Origin of the sequence: Alistipes indistinctus YIT 12060 (assembly GCF_025144995.1) — a bacterium.
GTDB lineage: Bacteria > Bacteroidota > Bacteroidia > Bacteroidales > Rikenellaceae > Alistipes_A > Alistipes_A indistinctus.
On record NZ_CP102250.1, the window covers coordinates 1,020,302 to 1,037,481 of the forward strand.

A 17,180-nucleotide genomic window follows, 5' to 3' on the forward strand; every position below is an offset into this window, starting at 1 on the left:
ACGACAAAACTTTTACATTCATGAAGCCCAATCGTTTAAACAGATTTTCGTTATTGTGCAGCCTGATCTGCTACCTGATCGTCTGCTGCCCGCCTACCCTGACTGCCCAACAGCAACCGCGCGAGGTCGTCCGCATTCTCGCCGTCGGCAACAGCTTCTCCGACGACGGGGTGGAATACCTGGACGAACTGGCCAAAGCCGCCGGCATCCGGCTGATCGTCGGGAACCTCTACATCGGGGGCTGCTCGCTGGAGCGCCACTGGGAGAACGTCAGCAAGGGACTTCCCGCATACGATTACCGCAAGAACTGCGAAGGCGTGCAGTCCAACACCCCCAAGACCTCCCTCCTGTCGGCATTGCAGGACGAACCGTGGGACTACATTACGGTTCAGCAGGTCAGCCAGAATTCCGGCCTATACGACACCTACTACCCCTTCATGCCCTCCCTGCTGCAATACCTGCGCACACACGCAACCAATCCCGGGGTGCGCTTCGCCATCCATCAGGTCTGGGCTTATGCCTGCGATTCCAACCATTCGGGATTTGCGAATTACGACAACGACCAATCCCGAATGTATCGGGAAATCGTCAAAACGGTCAACCGGGTCTCCCGCAAAGAGCACATTCCGATCGTGATACCGTCCGGCACGGCGATCCAGACCGGGCGCAACCTGATGGGAGATCGGATGACCCGGGACGGATTCCACCTCGATTACGGACTGGGCCGCTACATCGCAGCCTGCACCTGGTATGAAACTTTTTTCGGGCCGGTCGAAGGCAATCCGTTCCACCCCGAAAGCGTATCGCCCCGGGAAGCCGCATTGGGCCAACGTATCGCACACACGGCCCTGCAACATCCCGACGAGCCGGGTGTCCTGAAATGACACAAGCCTCCCAAGCATCTCCGGACAAAGGAGGGAACACTGCCGCAGGCAAGGGCCCGGACACAAAAAGAAAAGCGTTTCCCTGACAGAACCAAGGGGGGGAGAACGCTCCGGATGCCAGAAGAAAAAAGGTAGCGCCCGCTCAAAGCAGGCTGCCGGCCTCACCGGCCCGGTACCCCGTATCTTCGATCAGGTCGCCCGACGACGAAGCAGCCACGGCCAGCCGGTCGCATCGCTCGTTTTCAGGAATTTCGGCGTGCCCCTTAACCCAGACGAAACGCACGTTATGCCGCCGGTACAGGGCGAGAAACCTCCGCCACAGGTCGGGATTTTTCTTGTCTTTGAATCCTTTGCGCTCCCAGCCGAAGACCCATCCCTTCGCAACGGCATCGACCACATATTTCGAGTCCGAATAAACCGTTACGTCGCAGCCGTCGTTTTTGAGCGCTTCGAGCCCGGCGATGACCGCCATCAGCTCCATCCGGTTATTGGTCGTATGCGCATAGCCGCAGCTGAGTTCCTTGCGGTAAGGGCCGCTCATCAATACGACGCCGTAACCGCCCGGGCCGGGATTCCCCAGCGCCGAACCGTCGGTATACATAGTAATTGTCGCCACTGTCCGTTTTCTTCTCTTTATGAATGTTACCGTGCCGCAGGCACGAAAAAAGAGGGCATACCACCCTCTTTACCGTTTTACTCCGGCATCGCCCGCCTCGTTTCCCCGGCGCCCGTCCTTCGGCTCCTCACCGGACCGGGCGTATGTCCGGAGACACCGCAGCACCGGCTAACGGCGCTCGCCTTTGGCTTCGATGCACAACGTTGCGTGCGGTACGATCCGCAGCCGCTCTTTGGGGATCAACTTACCCGTCTCGCGGCAAATACCGTAAGACTTGTTCTCGATGCGCACCAATGCCGCCTCGAGGTGCTGGATGAACTTCAGCTGCCGCTGGGCCAACCGGCCCGACTCCTCTTTGGAAAGCGTCGCAGCACCCTCTTCCAGCACTTTGAACGTCGGAGAGGTATCTTCGATGTCGTTGCTCGAAGTGTGGGTGATCGTAGAACGCAACAGGTCGTAATCGGCCTTGGCCTTCTCCAGCTTATCCAGTATTATCTTCTTGAATTCGAGTAGCTCCTCATCTGAGTACCGAGTCTTTTCATGCTCTGACATGGCTCAAAAATTTAAATATTCCAGACCATCCTGCGACGATCTTTTTATAAAGATAAAATTAATTTCGGAATATACCAACATTTTCGCGCCCGGTCCGGATGAAATTCACCCGGGTGTCAGACGCGCTCCACTTTCATTCTCACGGTCAGTTCATCCAGCTCTACCGGGACGCTTCCCGCCTCATCGAGGGAATCCGCCAGTGCGACGCTCAGGGCCAGCGTCTGTGCAGCGATGTAATCGCCGAACGACTCGACGGCTCCTGTCAGCGCTTCATGCCGCTCGATCACCACGCGGATACGGTCGGTCACTTCGAAACCGCTCTCCTTACGGAGATTCTGGATCCGGTTGACCAGCTCCCGGGCGATACCTTCGCGACGCAGCTCCTCCGTCACAGTAATGTCGAGCGCGACGGTCAGCTTGCCCTCCGTAGCGACCAGCCACCCCGGCATGTCTTCCGACACGATATCGAAATCGGCTGCAGTAGCTTCGATCCGCACGCCGTCGATTTCGGCCGTCCAGCGGTCCTCCCGCTCGATCTGCGCGATGTCCCCCTGCGAAAAAGCGGCCACCAGTGCCGATATCTGCTTCATCTGCTTGCCGTAGCGCGGCCCGAGCGTCTTGAAGTTCGGCTTGATCCGCTTGGTAATTACGCCGGTGGTATCCTCGATAAATTCCAGCTCCTTGACGTTTACCTCGCCGAGGATCAATCCCCGAACCGCTTCGATTTCGGCTTTAATAGCCGGGGCAAGCACCGGGATCACGATCTTCGTCAACGGCTGGCGCACCTTGATATTGACCTTACGCCTCAAGGCCAGCACCATCGACGACACTTTTTGTGCCAAAGCCATCATCTGTTCCAAACGAGCGTCCACCAATTCGGCCCGGAAAGCCGGAAAATCGGCCAGGTGCACAGAGGTGTCACCGTGGCGTCCGCTCACCGCATTCAGGTCGGTGAAGATCCTGTCGGTAATGAACGGTGCGAACGGTGCGGCCAACTGCGAAACGGTCTCCAGACAGGTGTACAGGGTTTGGTAGGCCGCCAGTTTGTCGGGAGTCATGCCGCCGCCCCAAAAGCGTTTGCGGTTCAGGCGCACATACCAGTTCGACAGGTTTTCATTCACGAAATCCTGGATCGCACGGGCGGCCGGGGTCGGATCGTAATTTTCGAGCGACTCGGTTACCTCTTTGACCAGCGTATTGAGCAGCGAGATGATCCAACGGTCGATCTCCGGGCGTTCCACCACGGGAATTTCCGCCTCGCGGCCCGTAAAGCCGTCGACATTGGCGTACAGCGCGAAGAAGCTGTAGGTGTTGTACAGCGTTCCGAAGAACTTGCGCCGCACTTCGTCCACGCCGTCCACGTCGAACTTGAGGTTGTCCCACGGCTGCGAGTTCGAGATCATGTACCAGCGCACCGCATCGGTACCGTATTTTTCAAGCACCTCGAACGGGTCGACCGCATTGCCCAAACGCTTGCTCATCTTATTGCCATTCTTGTCGAGCACCAAACCGTTCGAAATGATATTCTTGAACGCCACGCTGTCGAAAAGCATCGTCGCCAGCGCATGCAGCGTGAAGAACCAGCCGCGCGTCTGGTCGACGCCCTCGGCGATGAAATCCGCCGGATAAACTTTCCGGAACTTCTCCCCGCTGAGTTCGAACGGATAGTGCACCTGGGCATAAGGCATCGCCCCCGAGTCGAACCAGACGTCGATCAGGTCGCTCTCGCGCACCATGCGTTCGCCTTTCGACGAGACGAGCACGATGTTGTCCACATAGGGACGGTGCAGGTCGAACTTATTGTAATTCTCCTTCGAAAAATCTCCTTCGGTAAAGGCCGCGAACGGATTTTCGGCCATAAAGCCAGCAGCGACCGACTTGTCGATCTCCGCCTTCAGTTCGGCGACAGAACCGATGCATTTCAGTTCGCTATGGTCTTCGGTCGCCCAGATCGGCAGCGGGGTACCCCAGTAGCGCGAACGGGACAGGTTCCAGTCCACAAGGTTTTCGAGCCATTTGCCGAAACGGCCGCTACCGGTCGAAGCCGGTTTCCAGTTGATCGTTTCGTTGAGTGCGATCAGGCGCTCTTTCACGGCTGTCGTCTTGATGAACCACGAGTCGAGCGGATAGTAGAGCACCGGTTTGTCGGTACGCCAGCAATGCGGATAGTTGTGGGTATGCTTCTCTATTTTGAACACCTTGCCTTCCGCTTTCAGCATCATGCAGATCGAGACGTCGAGCGTCTCGTCGGCATCGGTCAGCTTCGGATCGTAGGCGTTCTTGACAAAGCGGCCTTCGTACTCGCGGTACGCCTCCGCATCGACATTCGATGCGACGAACGCCGGGTCCATATCCGCCATCAGGAAGAACTTGCCCGTGCGATCGACCATCGGCTGGCGTTTGCCCGCTTTGTCCACCACCACCAGCGGCGCGATATTCTGCTGCTTGGCCACCCGGTCGTCGTCGGCACCGAACGTCGGCGCGATATGCACGATCCCGGTACCGTCCTCGGTGGTCACATAGTCACCGGAGATCACCCGGAACGCATCGCCCATCGGTTTGATCCACGGAATCAGCGGCTCGTACTCGATCCCGGGCAGCTCTTTGCCGAGGAATTCGCCCGTCACCCGGTACGGAATGTTCTTCCCGTCGCCGTTGTAGCCGTCCAGATCGAGTTCCTCGTTCTTTTTCGGAAAATAGTTGTGAAACAGGTCACGGGCCAGCACCACTGTAACGGGCTCCCCCGTATACGGATTGTAGGTCCGCACCCGTACGTAATGGATACCGGGACCGACAGCCAGCGCGGTATTCGACGGCAGCGTCCAAGGTGTGGTCGTCCAGGCCATGAAATAGAGGTCGCCCTCCACACCCTCGAACAGCTTTTCGCTCTTTTCGTTGCGGATCACCTTAAATTGTGCGGTACAGGTGGTATCCTTCACATCGCGGTAACACCCCGGCTGGTTCAACTCGTGGTTGCTGAGGCCCGTCCCGGCCGCAGGCGAATAGGGCTGGATCGTATAGCCTTTGTAGAGCAGTCCTTTTTTATAGAGCTCGCTCAGCAGGTACCACAGCGTCTCGATGTATTTGTTGTCGTAGGTGATATAGGGATCCTGCATGTTGACCCAGTACCCCATCTCGCGCGTGAGGCTCTCCCACTGGTCGGTATAGGTCATCACCTCGCGGCGGCAGGTATCGTTGTACTCTTCGATCGAGATTTTCGTCCCGATATCCTCTTTGGTGATTCCGAGTTTCTTCTCGACGCCCAGTTCCACGGGCAGGCCGTGGGTATCCCAGCCAGCCTTGCGGTGCACAAGGAAACCGCGCTGCGTCTTGTAACGGCAGATAATATCCTTGATCGTGCGGGCCATCACGTGGTGGATGCCCGGACGGCCGTTGGCCGAGGGCGGCCCCTCGTAAAACACGAACGTGGGGTGTCCCTCGCGCGTGGATATGCTTTTGCGGAACGTATCCTCAGCGTCCCACTGTTTCAAAACCTCCTGTGTGATCCGGGGCAGGTCCAGCCCCTTGTACTCGTTGAATTTCGAACGGCCCATAACTATTTTCGGATTCTCGTTGCGTTTGCCGGGAATGCGCCCCGGCGGTAACGGGCAAAAATAGGTATTTCCGGGCAGAATATCAAGAGTAAACACAATTCCGGCAACAATAGCCGGGCGTGTTCGAGTGAAAGCAGTGTATCGAATCACTTGTCCTCGATCCGTCAGGAGATCATCGGCCCCAAATGGCGTACCGGAGATACTCCTTCGATCCGCCGGGAACTCTTACCCGTCCAATTGGTGCATGGGTGAAGAGATCGTGGATTTGTACGAACGTACGACGAAGAAAACGCCCGCGAAGACGACGAGCGCCCCTACGACCCGTTCCCAGGTCAAATGATCCATATGCAACGCCACCGAGAGGATTGCGGCTCCCACCGGCTGCAGGTAGAAAAAGACGCTGCTGATCGTCGGTTTGACATAATGCAGGCTGAATATCAACAGGTAATTAGGGCCGAAGGTGGGAATCAGGATCACATAGAAGAACATCCACAGCGCTTCGGCGGGCATCGCGGCGAAATCGGTATGGATCATCGAATCGAACCCGAACGGCAACAACATCACCGCAGCCATCGGATAGTACACCCTCAGCACCGTGATCGGCCTGTATTTCATGATCAGCCCTTTGAGCCACACCATCGAGAACGACGACGCAGCGATGGCGCCCACGACAAACAGGTTACCCATCAGCTTCTCGCCCGAAGTGACGGCACCGCCGCCGCTGAGGATGACCAGCAGCGCACCGCCCATTCCCAACACCATGCCAAAAACCTTCATCGGCGTAAACCGGTCGATCCCGAAAAAGAAAGAAAAAACCAGCACGAGGATCGGGCCGAGCGTCGCAATGATCGACGCTTCGATGGGACTCGTATGCTGCATACCGATCATCAGCAGCAGTTTTTTGGCGATGCCCATCAACAGCGCCGCCCCGATGAATTTATAGATGTCGTTCCGGTCGATTTTTTCGATGCCGCCCCAAAAAAGCGAGACCAAACCGAGCAGTCCCGCTACTGTAACGGCAAACGTCGCCAGCGCGACAGGCGTGATGTAATGGGGCATCAGTACCTTGTAAAAAGGATAGTTGACCGCCCACACCAGATTGGCCAGCAACAGGCCGAGATGGGCCCGGGTCACGTTCTGTAATTTCACCATCAAGAGTCTTTTCCGGAAGACCGGTACAAGAAACGCGCCAGCTCCTGTTTAGAGGTTTGCGGATCCGGACCTTTGGCCGCATGCGGGCATACCCGGACGACCGGGCCTGCCGGCTTTCTCCTGCATCTTTTGTCCCCATAGCGGACCGACCGGTTTTCCTCACATCCGCCGGACAGGGACTAAGCTCCCGACCGGCGGCCGAGATGCAGGTCGGCTTTGCTCCGCATGCGGGCTGCCCGCCACGCGCTGTCGGGATGAGTCGAAAAGAGTTGCATCACCTCGTCCGCTTCGCTGCCACCCTGGCGTGAGATTTGCGTGATCTTCTCCAGTGCGGAAGCCATCGCATAGGGATCGTAACCGTTCCGGATCAGGAATCCGAAACTGAAATCGTCGGCCAGCGTCTCCTGTCCCTGCGAAAACTGCGCCGAGGCGTACTGTTCGGCTATCGAACCGAGTTGGGAGGCGCTCAGCGCACCGAGTGCGCCGCCCACGGCGCCCAGCGCATTGCGGGCCGCCGAAGCGAGGTAGGCTTTGCGCATCGCACCGATCGTATCGTGATTACGCACATGCCCCATCTCGTGGCCGACGATGGCCATCAGTTCGTCGTCACCGAGGCGGTCCATCAGGCCCGAAAAAACGCGTATGCTGCCGTCGGCCGTGGCGAACGCATTGACTGCAGAGGTTTTGTACACTTTGAAATTGAGCGGAATGCCGTTGACCGCCACATAGCGCCCGGTCAGCCGCGCCAGCCGTTCGGCGTACGGATCGCCGGCAGGGGCTACCCGGTTCTGTGCGTCGCAATACCGGACATACTGCGCGGCCATCCGTTGCACCTCGTCATCGCTCAGGTCGGCCGCCTTGAGCACATCGACCGTGGCCTGCAGGCCCGGATGCGGCAGGCGTATCCGGGCGCGCGTCACCACGAGCAGGTAGATCACCAATGCTATGATAAGGATTTTAATCATCGTCCTTTCGGATGTTTTTCTTTCGGTAAAGGCTATAAAATTAAACGAAAATAGCGTAACTTCGCAAGCAAACCGAAAAAACGAACCCACAAAACAAACACCCCGTAACATGAAAACAACCCCGTTTACGAAGTATCATATTGAGAATGGCGCACGTATGGCCGAATTTGCCGGATTCAACATGCCGATCGAATTCTCCGGCATCAACGACGAACACCACACCGTACGCGAGAAGGCCGGCGTATTCGACGTCAGCCACATGGGCGAAATCTGGGTCAAAGGGCCCCGGGCGATCGACTTCCTGCAGCATGTCACCTCGAACAACGTAGCCACGCTGTACGACGGGAAGATCCAGTATTCGTGCCTGCCCAATGGACGGGGGGGCATCGTGGACGACATCCTCGTCTACCGCATCGACGCCGAGACTTTCCTGCTGGTGGTCAACGCTTCCAACACCGAAAAGGACTGGAAACACCTCTGCAAAGAGGGTGAGGCCTTTGGCCTGACGCCGGGCAAAGAGCTCTACAACGCATCGGACGAAATCGCCCAGCTGGCCGTACAGGGCCCCCTGGCGATGCAGATCGTCCAGCGGCTCTGCCCGAATGCCGATGTCGAGCACCTCGAATACTACACCTTCATCAAAACCGAGGTGGCGGGCATCCAAGACGCCATCGTGTCGGCCACCGGCTACACCGGATCGGGCGGATGCGAAATTTATGTAGCCAACGAAGACGCCGACAGGTTGTGGACGGCCCTCTGGAAGGCGGGTGCGGAACTGGGGCTGAAGAATATCGGGCTCGGCGCACGGGACACGCTGCGCCTCGAGATGGGCTTCTGCCTCTACGGCAACGACATCGACGACACCACCTCGCCGATCGAAGCCGGACTGGGCTGGATCACCAAATTCGTCGACGGCAAGGATTTTATTGACCGGGAGGCCAATGCAAAGATCAAGGCAGAGGGGCCGAAACGGCGTCTGGTCGGCTTCGAACTGACCGAGCGGGGGATTCCGCGCCACGGTTACAAACTCGCCGACAACGGCGGCGGCATCATCGGCGAGGTGACTTCCGGGACGATGTCGCCCTGCCTGAAAAAAGGCATCGGGATGGGTTATGTAGCCGCTTCCCACGCCGCTCCGGGCAGCGAAATCAACGTAATCATCCGTGAAAAACCGATCAAGGCGGTGGTAGTCAAACTGCCGTTCATCAAAAAATAGGGGCCTGCCGTTTTTACCGGCCGTCAACGGCCAATCCCGCGACAAGCCATAGCAGAGCCGCGGGCAGGATCGTACAGACCGGTAATATCCGATTTTCCAAGATTCGATCATGCCAGACACACCCCATAACAGACCGGATAGGCGGCCCTCCGAGGCCGCCTATTGGTTTCTCTTCGACCGAGACCGCCTGCTGCTGCGGCACAATACGGACGGATGGTACATTCCGCTGGCTGCGGAACCGCCCGTAGAAGCCGCAGCAGCAATGGAGATTACCGGACAGGTCGCCCGGACGACTCCAGGCCCGGAACCCGCTTCCAATACAATCAGGTACTTTGCCTCGTCGGTCGAGGTTCCGCAGGCAGCCCCGGCCGGAATGGAATGGGTCGCACTGAGGGCCTCTTACGACCTGCTCGGCGAACGGGTGTACGCCTTGGCCGGAAAAGCCTTCGAACTGGTACACTGGGAACGCAACAGCCGCTTTTGCCCGGCCTGCGGTACGGGGATGGAGCCCCACTCCGAGATTTCGAGGCGCTGTCCGACCTGCGGCAAAGAGCTGTTTCCGGCTATCTCTCCGGCAATCATCGTACTGATCTGCAAAGGGGATTCGATCCTGCTGGCCCGCACCTGTTATTCCCGGTCACCTTTCATGGGACTCGTGGCGGGATTCCTCGAGACGGGCGAATCGCTGGAAGCATGCGTACACCGGGAAGTGTTCGAAGAGACGGGACTGCAAATCCGGAACCTCCGCTACTTCGGAAACCAACCGTGGCCCTATCCCAGCGGCCTGATGGTGGGTTTCATCGCCGACTACGCGGCCGGGGAGATCCGCCTGCAAAAGGAAGAGTTGAGCGAAGCGGCATTTTTCGACCGCAACCGCCTGCCTCCGTTGCCACCACCGCTCAGCCTGGCCCGCCGCATGATCGACTGGTGGTTGGATTGCCCCTCATCCCGCTAACCCCTCGAATTTTCCATTTACCCCTGCCCTCCATTATCCCTTGCACTCGGATGATTCATAAGCCGTCAGGCAGACACTGTGCGGTTAATCCTGGCCGGGAAAGCCCTTCTTCACAGAAAAACCCAGACAGCCCCTGACACACTGAAGGCCGCCTCCCGACGGCCTTCAATCATATCATTTATACCCTTTCCTTTGACACTCCTGCACATACCCGGCACTCTCCCGCATGTACTGTTCCGGAACCGCCCGCTCCCCGCATCGGGAACAGCCGGAGAGCGGCTTAAAACACAAGTTTCACACCGGCCAGTACGTTGATGCCCAGCCCGCGGTAGAAATAATACGGATAGAGTTTCTGGTTAGCCAGGTTGTTTCCCTGCAGGAACACCCCGACAGCCTTCGAGATGCGGTATTCGGCGCCGAAATGGACATCGACCGTCGTACCTACCTGCTGCCAGATCAGTTCCGGCAAGGACATCATGATCTCCCTACCCGACAGCGCGAACCAGCGGCTCGACTGCAGCGTAGCCCCGGCGGTAAGGATCATTTTGTCGCGGATGCTGTAACGCAGGTCCAGACGACCCGTAAAATTGGGGACTCCCGATACGTGGTCAAAACGTTTTTTAGAGAAGCCTTTGTACTGCACCGACGCTTCTATCCCGAAAGCCCCTGAAATACGTCCCTCCAGATCGGCACCCACCGTCCACATCGTCACGGTGTCGTTCAATACGTCGAACAGGTTTCCGTAAGATTGCCGCTCAGGAACGAACAAATTGGCAAACGTTGCCATATCCTGGGCGTGCGTCAGACCGCCGTAGACTTTGTACGAAAAAGCCGACGAGAAGCTGCCCGTAATGCCGACACGTCCGTTATACTCCGAAGTATTCGGGGCCCACGCCGATCCGACATAGGGATTCATCGAAGCCAGCGTCCGGTAGTCGTTGCTTTTCAGCCTGCCGTCGATCTCCACGAACGGGACGAAGTAGCCGTTGGTTCCGTCATAGCGCAGCGTAAAACGGGGATAGAAATAGCATTTGGATTTCTCCGTCTCACCCCTGAGATCCCTATCGAAATTGCGGCTGTTGAACGTGAAATCCACACCGAGCGAGAAGTCGAATTTACCCGCTTTCAAGTGATAGAGCGGCGCCACCGTCACCAAGTGGTTATCCTGCCCTCCCAGCTCGTCCATTCCGAAATAGCCTTCGTACTGCGTATGCAATGTCACTTCGTGCATGCCGCCGAAACGCTTGCCGAGATCGAGGTAAGCGTTCATTCCGGTCTGCGCCCGGTCGAAACGGTCGTTGAAATAGGCAGCGTCCACCCCGACCCTGAAATTAAAGAGGGAAAGGTCTTCGAACGTATCGCCGAAACCGACTTTGCCCCGGACGGTCGTAAAGTGCTGCCGCAAACCCGAAGCGGTCGTATCGAACGAGGCCGGGAGCGGCATATCCGGATTCGGATTGGCATACCCGTAACGAGTGACCATGTCATAGTCCACGCCGATCTCGCCGTTGAGGACGTAGCGTGTCCACCGCCGCTCGCCCAAAACACCGATCTTGTTGAATGTCTGCGATGCCGGGGTCTCGATCCCGTCGCCGTTCTCGAGCTTGCTCCAACTGCCGTAATGGTTCAGGTAGGCGCCGAACATCCCCTTCGATTTGCCCGTCGTGTTGAAATAGACATCGGCGAGGCTCTGCATCGGATAGCCCAGTGCGACCTTGGCATACAGCGGATTCAGCCGTTTGTAGAGGTCGATATCCACCGTTGCGGCCTTGATCGGGGTCACTTCGAAACCGTAAGCAATCGGAGAAGGGGTAATACCGTAGCTGAATTCGGGCCTCAACTTGACCGTATCGACCAGGTTCGGCTTCACATTGAGTTTGTTCGCCTCGCTCACGGTCGGTTCGTACGCACGGGTCACCTCCATCTCTCGGTTCAGGTCGCCGGCTTTGGTCTCCTTGGTCTCCGCAGCCTTTTCGGTCTTGGGTTTGGAGGCGCTTTTGCCGCCGCGCTTTTGCGCCGAAACCGACAGGCCGCAAGAGAGCAGCAGTACCGCCAATATCACTTTTTTGTTTATCATCGCCGTATCCATATAAAACTCGTTATCCGGTTCAATCTCGCTATTTCAGTTCATTCATCTTGCGCCGGGCCTCCTCTACCACGCCGTCGGTCTTGTCGGTGTAGCCGTCCACGATGCTCTGGTAAGTCGCCTTCGCCTGGAACGCGTCGTTCTGCTGCACGTAAATATCGCCCAGAATCAGGAACGCCTTACCGGTCCAGTATTGATAGGGCGAGTTTTGCTCGGCCAGCGCGAACACTTCGGCCTCGGCCTCCTTAAGCTTGCCCTGTTTGTACAGGATCGACACGATCCGGTAGCGGCTCTCGGCCCCTTCCCGCGTCCGCTCTACTGCCACCTGGCGGTAGAGTTTCAGTGCTTCGTCGTCGTGTCCGTCGGCCTGCAGCGCGCGGGCCTTCGCAAAGTTGGCCTCACGGGTCAGGTCGGCCGTCACGTACGGCGAGGCGAGCACCTCGTCGGCAGCCCGGCCCATCTCGGCGACATTACCCGTCGCGATCACCGCACTGAGGTAACCGCCCAATGCCGAAGCGATATCGGCGGACTTGATCGCCACCGTCGAAAGGGTTTTGTACAAAGCCGCCGCCTGTGGATAATGTTTGTCCTCGACCTGCATTTTGGCAGCCTGTTGCAGTGCGGGAACTTTGTATTCGCTCATCGGCATCGAGCCCACCTCCTCGAAGGCGGCCAGCGCACCGGCCCGGTTCCCCTCGCGCAGCGAACAATCGCCCAACGCATAAAGCGCCTCGATACGGAACGAGCCCTTGGGATACTGGCGCAGGTAGTTATCCATCAACGTCAGCGCCCGGGCATAGTCGCCGTTCTGGTAAACACGGTTGGCCGCAGTGTACGACAGCGAATCGCGCTCGACCATCGTCACATTCGTTTCGACCCCGCTCTCCCGGGCAAACGCCACATAGCTGTCCACATCATTATTGTCCACGTAGATATTCCGGATGCTCAGCATCGCATCTTTCGCCTGGCGTGACGACGGGAACTCGGCAACGATCTGTTTGTAATAGCGCAGCGCCTCGTTCCCGTTGCCGAGGTTCTGGTAGGTAAGTCCCAACTGCGAAAGAGCCGGCAGATAATAGGGCGATTCGGGATAGGTCGCCGTCAGCCGCTTGAGCACCGCCGCACCGTCGTTGAAACGTTCGGTCTGCACGTAGGTGCGGCCCAGTTCGTACATCGCATCGTCCACATAATCCCCCTTGCCCGACGAGATGATATCCCTGAGCGACTCGATCTTGCGGTCGCGCTGATCCAGCAGGCCCAGCATCACCGCGCGCTGGAACTGCGCGTAGTCGGTCGCCGGCGCATTCAGGCGGATCGCCTGGTCGTAGTTATTGACCGCCTCGCGGTAATCGCGCTGGGCAAATGCCGCATCGCCGAGCCGGTTGTAAGCATCGGCCCGCAGGTTGTCGCGCGTGGGATAGACCGACAGGAACTTGTGGAAACTGGCCGCCGCATCGCCCCAGCGCTGGGTATTGAAGTAGCAATACCCCAAATTGTAATGAGCCACCTTGTTCTCATACTCGGTGCCGGGCGAAAGCTGGATATAGTCCCTGTACAGCGGAATGGCACGCGCATAGTTGCCCTGCCGCGCGTAAGTTTCGGCCCGCCAAAACTTCGTCAGTGCGGAATATTTCGCATTGAACCGGTTTGCATCGGCCACATCGAACATCCTGAGCGCCTCGGGATACTCCTCTTTCTGGAACTGCTCCAACGCCCGGAAATAGGCGATTTTCTGCATCGCGGCCTTCACATTGTTGTCCGGGTCGCGCACCTGTTTAATGGCTTCATAGGCCGCCTCATAGTTGCGCGAATTGAAGTACGCGGCCAACAGCAGCTCACGCGCCTCGTCGATGCGCGGCGAATCGGGGTACGCCTGCACATAGCCGGCCAGCGTCGTAATCGCTTCGTTGAATGCGCCGCCGCCCAGCTCGTATTGCAGTTTGCCGGCGTTGAGCATCGCCTCGCGCTTGATTTCGAGACTGTAATCGGATGCCGAAGCCAACACGAACGCGCGCAGTGCCTTCTGCTTATCGCCGAGTTTGAGGTAGCAGTCGCCCAGGTGGAACGCCGCATTCTGCCCCAGTTCGCCCCCCCCGGAAGCCACGTCCGTCAACTGAGTGCTGGCCTTGGTGTAGTACAGCTGGTTGTAGTTGCTGTATCCGGCCAGGTAAAGCTCCTCAGGGCCCATCTCTCCGCCGAGCTTTTCGTAATTCTCGATCTGGGCGAGTGCATCGGCGTACTGCCCCTGGCGGAAATAAGCTTCGCTCAGGATGCGGGCGATTTCGATCTCACGGGCTCCGGTCGCCTTGTTCAGCAACGGCACGCCATGCTCGACCACATAGGCGTAATTTCCCTGCCGGAATTCGATCTGCAACAGGTAGAACGGAATGATCGGCTCATAGGCGGGCAGCTCCGCTATCGAGGCGAAACCGCTTTTGGCAGCGTCCAGATCGCCGCGCGTATAATCTATATAGGCCTTGTAGTAGGTCGCATGGGGCGCATAAGCGGGATCGGTCGTACAATTCTGGAAATAAGAATAGGCTTTATCCTCGTCGCCGTTCTGGTAGGCGGCATGCCCCGTACGGTAATAATACTCCCCGATGCGCGAATAGGGCAGTTCGTGGGGATTGACGGTCAGCAAATGTTCGTAGGCCCGTTGGTAGTCGCCCTCCTTCTCCAGGATCGTGCCGAGAGCGAAATGGACATCGTTCAGGTAGATCGAATTGGGATAGTCCTCGACAAACCGTTCGAGCATTTCGCGGGCGCCCGTCTGCTGGCGTTCGGCGGCACAGAGCGCAGCATAATAGCGGGCTCGCATCCGGTAACCGGCATCATCGACGGACATCGCCCCGAGGGCCTTCTTGAATTCGGCGAGCGCCGAACCGTACTGCTGGCGCTCGTAGAGTTCCACGCCCTTATCGTAATGGTACTGCGGCCCGCGTTCGAGAGCCGATGCGGGATTCGCGCACACGGCCGAGAAAAGCACCGCCGCCGACAACAACCATCTGTTTTTCATATCGACAAAAATTAACGCTGTATCTGTATAGTTTTCCTCATTCGGTTCACAATGGTACACCTGCCCGGTCACCGGGAGACCTGTGCGTCCGGCACAGTTTCACCACTGTCCCCCCGCCGCCGGGACGAATGTTCCTTTGCAGCAATTTCCTTCCGCGGCTACCCGTCACGACTCCTGCCGCAGCGGCCCGCTCAGTTCAGCTATCCGCAGTTTCGCACTCCGCGAACGGGGATTGCGTTCGATCTCCTCCGGAGTCGGGACAACCGCCTTGCGGGTAACGACCTCGAAAGGCGTCTGCACCCGGCCGTAAAAATCTTTTTCGACCTTTCCCCCGAAGTTGCCGCTGCGCATAAAATTCTTCACCAGCCGGTCTTCGAGCGAATGATAGGTAATCACCGCCAGCCGCCCTCCCGGAGCCAGCGAGCGGACGGTCTGTTCGAGCATCATCTTCAGCGCCTCCATTTCGCCGTTCACTTCGATCCGGAGCGCTTGGAACAGTTTGGCAAGGAATTTACTCTCGCCGCCGCGCGGGGTAACCGGCGCTACCGCTGCGATCAGCTCATCGATCATCGCCAGCGGCCGTTCCGCCCGGCTACGTTCGATACACTGCGTGATGCGGTGCGGGGAATCCAGCTCGCCGTAATCGCGCAAAAGCGTCGTCAACCGGACATGGTCGTAACCGTTCACCACGTCGGCCGCCGTCAGGTGGGCCCGCTGGTTCATCCGCATGTCGAGCGGCGCATCGTAGCGAAACGAAAAACCGCGCTGCCGCGTATCGAAATGGTGCGACGAAACGCCCAGATCGGCCAGGATGCCGTCCACCCGTTCAATCCCGTAATAGCGCAGCCACGTGTGCATGAAGCGGAAATTGCTTTCGACGAATGTCAACCGGGGATCTTCGGGCAGGTTCGCCCGTGCATCGCGGTCCTGGTCGAACGCAAAAAGGCGCCCCTGCGGGCCGAGCCGGTGGAGAATCCCGCGCGAATGACCGCCGCCGCCGAAAGTCAGGTCGACATAAATCCCTGCGGGCCGAATGGCAAGACCCTCAAGGCTTTCATCGAACAGAACCGGCACATGGTAGACACTCATACGGGACAGCTTGAAAAATCCGTCGTAAAGGTATAAAAATTACCCGATTTTTGCGGATAAAACGGCAATATTCTACCTTTGCAGGAACAAGTGTCACAAGAGTGGAAACGAACGATACCCTGCAAGTGGATGTGGACAAGGTGCTCGCAGACAAAAATCCAGGTCTGGCGCGCCTGTTGCCCCGTTTTGTCAAGGCCTACCTCAAGAGGATCGTGCATCAGGACGAAGTCAATTACGTGCTGAGGAGTTTCTCGCACCAGCCGCCTGTCGGATTCGTCCGTTCGACGCTCGACTACATGGAGATCACCCACCGCGCCGTGGGCCTCGAACGCCTTTCCCTCGACGGGCGCTACCTTTTCGCCTCGAACCATCCCTTCGGCGGCATGGACGGCATGATGCTCTGCGACGAACTGGACAACTATTTCGGTTCGAGCCGCATCATCGTCAACGACATCCTGATGAACCTCAAACCGCTGGCTCCGCTGTTCATTCCCGTGAACAAGCACGGCAGGCAAAACAGCGACTATGCGCAGCGGTTCCGCGCAACGCTTGCCGGCAACGAGCAGATCGCCACCTTCCCCGCCGGCCTTTGCTCGCGGCGCATCAAAGGCTCGGTATGCGACTTGCCCTGGAAACCGAGTTTCGTCAAAAACGCCATCGAAAGCCGGCGCGATATCGTTCCGGTCTACTTCGAAGGGAAGTTGTCGAACTTCTTCTACAACCTCTCGTCGATTCGCACCGCACTGGGTATCAAGGCCAATATCGAGATGCTCTACCTGGCCGACGAAATGTTCTCCCAACGCGGCCGCCACTTCGACATCTATTTCGGCGAACCGGTCCCGTGGCAGCGGCTTGCCACCGGAGAACCGCCCGTCCGGCTGGCACAGCAAATCCGCGAACAGGCCTATGCGCTGCGTCCGGCACACCGATAGAACCCGGCCCGGCACGTCACCACAGCCCCGCACCGTCTCCGTCCTCTCTCCAAACATCTTGATCCGATCCCAAAGTACTCTCCCGGGAAAGGGTGCAATGCTCCGCATGCAGTCAGGGTGTTAACAAATCGTTCAGTTCAGCCAAAAAAAAGCGGGACAGCGC

The 17,180-nt window shown here is 58.0% G+C and carries 12 protein-coding genes; 4 read left to right on the forward strand and 8 right to left on the reverse strand.

Annotated features, from left to right (window positions below):
* The first annotated feature begins 53 nt into the window (after positions 1-53).
* Positions 54-884, forward strand: coding sequence for a DUF4886 domain-containing protein (locus tag NQ495_RS04480; protein ID WP_232208911.1), 831 nt, complete (start codon positions 54-56; stop codon positions 882-884).
* 142 nt (positions 885-1,026) lie between these two features.
* Here the strand turns inward: NQ495_RS04480 and rnhA are convergent, their stop codons facing one another.
* From rnhA to NQ495_RS04505, 5 genes are all read right to left on the reverse strand, one after another.
* Positions 1,027-1,500: a ribonuclease HI gene (gene rnhA / locus NQ495_RS04485; RefSeq protein WP_040294515.1), complete on the reverse strand. Its 474-nt coding sequence runs from the start codon at positions 1,498-1,500 to the stop codon at positions 1,027-1,029.
* Between the two features lie 168 nt (positions 1,501-1,668).
* Complete coding sequence (locus tag NQ495_RS04490) at positions 1,669-2,052, reverse strand: TraR/DksA family transcriptional regulator (protein WP_009134150.1); 384 nt, start codon at positions 2,050-2,052, stop codon at positions 1,669-1,671.
* A gap of 116 nt (positions 2,053-2,168) precedes the next feature.
* On the reverse strand, positions 2,169-5,606 hold the full coding sequence (ileS, locus tag NQ495_RS04495; RefSeq protein WP_009134149.1) for an isoleucine--tRNA ligase: 3,438 nt from the start codon (positions 5,604-5,606) through the stop codon (positions 2,169-2,171).
* 225 nt (positions 5,607-5,831) lie between these two features.
* The gene (locus NQ495_RS04500; protein ID WP_009134148.1) at positions 5,832-6,758 is read right to left on the reverse strand and encodes a DMT family transporter; all 927 of its coding nucleotides are present in this window, start codon (positions 6,756-6,758) and stop codon (positions 5,832-5,834) included.
* A gap of 179 nt (positions 6,759-6,937) precedes the next feature.
* The gene (locus NQ495_RS04505) at positions 6,938-7,723 is read right to left on the reverse strand and encodes a M48 family metallopeptidase (protein WP_009134147.1); all 786 of its coding nucleotides are present in this window, start codon (positions 7,721-7,723) and stop codon (positions 6,938-6,940) included.
* A gap of 109 nt (positions 7,724-7,832) precedes the next feature.
* Between NQ495_RS04505 and gcvT the strand changes: the two genes are divergently transcribed.
* Entirely contained in the window at positions 7,833-8,939 is a 1,107-nt protein-coding gene (gene gcvT / locus NQ495_RS04510) for a glycine cleavage system aminomethyltransferase GcvT (protein ID WP_009134146.1), read from the forward strand.
* A gap of 109 nt (positions 8,940-9,048) precedes the next feature.
* Complete coding sequence (gene nudC / locus NQ495_RS04515; protein ID WP_009134145.1) at positions 9,049-9,894, forward strand: NAD(+) diphosphatase; 846 nt, start codon at positions 9,049-9,051, stop codon at positions 9,892-9,894.
* Positions 9,895-10,174: 280 nt separating this feature from the next.
* On the opposite strand, the gene NQ495_RS04520 is transcribed toward nudC, so the two are convergent.
* The 3 genes from NQ495_RS04520 to rsmH all read right to left on the reverse strand — a co-directional run bounded on the left by NQ495_RS04520 (position 10,175) and on the right by rsmH (position 16,085).
* Positions 10,175-11,971: a TonB-dependent receptor gene (locus tag NQ495_RS04520; protein WP_147513066.1), complete on the reverse strand. Its 1,797-nt coding sequence runs from the start codon at positions 11,969-11,971 to the stop codon at positions 10,175-10,177.
* Between the two features lie 40 nt (positions 11,972-12,011).
* Complete coding sequence (locus tag NQ495_RS04525; protein ID WP_009134143.1) at positions 12,012-14,996, reverse strand: tetratricopeptide repeat protein; 2,985 nt, start codon at positions 14,994-14,996, stop codon at positions 12,012-12,014.
* A gap of 165 nt (positions 14,997-15,161) precedes the next feature.
* Positions 15,162-16,085, reverse strand: coding sequence for a 16S rRNA (cytosine(1402)-N(4))-methyltransferase RsmH (gene rsmH / locus NQ495_RS04530; protein ID WP_009134142.1), 924 nt, complete (start codon positions 16,083-16,085; stop codon positions 15,162-15,164).
* Between the two features lie 101 nt (positions 16,086-16,186).
* Here rsmH and NQ495_RS04535 point away from each other — a divergent pair, with 101 nt between their 5' ends.
* Positions 16,187-17,017 (forward strand): 1-acyl-sn-glycerol-3-phosphate acyltransferase, encoded by an 831-nt coding sequence (locus tag NQ495_RS04535; protein WP_009134141.1) that lies wholly within the window; start codon positions 16,187-16,189, stop codon positions 17,015-17,017.
* Positions 17,018-17,180 lie beyond the last annotated feature (163 nt).

Coding starts and splice junctions, on each gene's coding strand:
- NQ495_RS04490 (WP_009134150.1), bottom strand. CDS start 2,052: ATGTCAGAGCATGAAAAGACTCGGTACTCAGATGAGGAGCTACTCGAA.
- ileS (WP_009134149.1), bottom strand. CDS start 5,606: ATGGGCCGTTCGAAATTCAACGAGTACAAGGGGCTGGACCTGCCCCGG.
- NQ495_RS04500 (WP_009134148.1), bottom strand. CDS start 6,758: ATGGTGAAATTACAGAACGTGACCCGGGCCCATCTCGGCCTGTTGCTG.
- NQ495_RS04505 (WP_009134147.1), bottom strand. CDS start 7,723: ATGATTAAAATCCTTATCATAGCATTGGTGATCTACCTGCTCGTGGTG.
- gcvT (WP_009134146.1), top strand. CDS start 7,833: ATGAAAACAACCCCGTTTACGAAGTATCATATTGAGAATGGCGCACGT.
- nudC (WP_009134145.1), top strand. CDS start 9,049: ATGCCAGACACACCCCATAACAGACCGGATAGGCGGCCCTCCGAGGCC.
- NQ495_RS04520 (WP_147513066.1), bottom strand. CDS start 11,971: ATGATAAACAAAAAAGTGATATTGGCGGTACTGCTGCTCTCTTGCGGC.
- NQ495_RS04525 (WP_009134143.1), bottom strand. CDS start 14,996: ATGAAAAACAGATGGTTGTTGTCGGCGGCGGTGCTTTTCTCGGCCGTG.
- rsmH (WP_009134142.1), bottom strand. CDS start 16,085: ATGAGTGTCTACCATGTGCCGGTTCTGTTCGATGAAAGCCTTGAGGGT.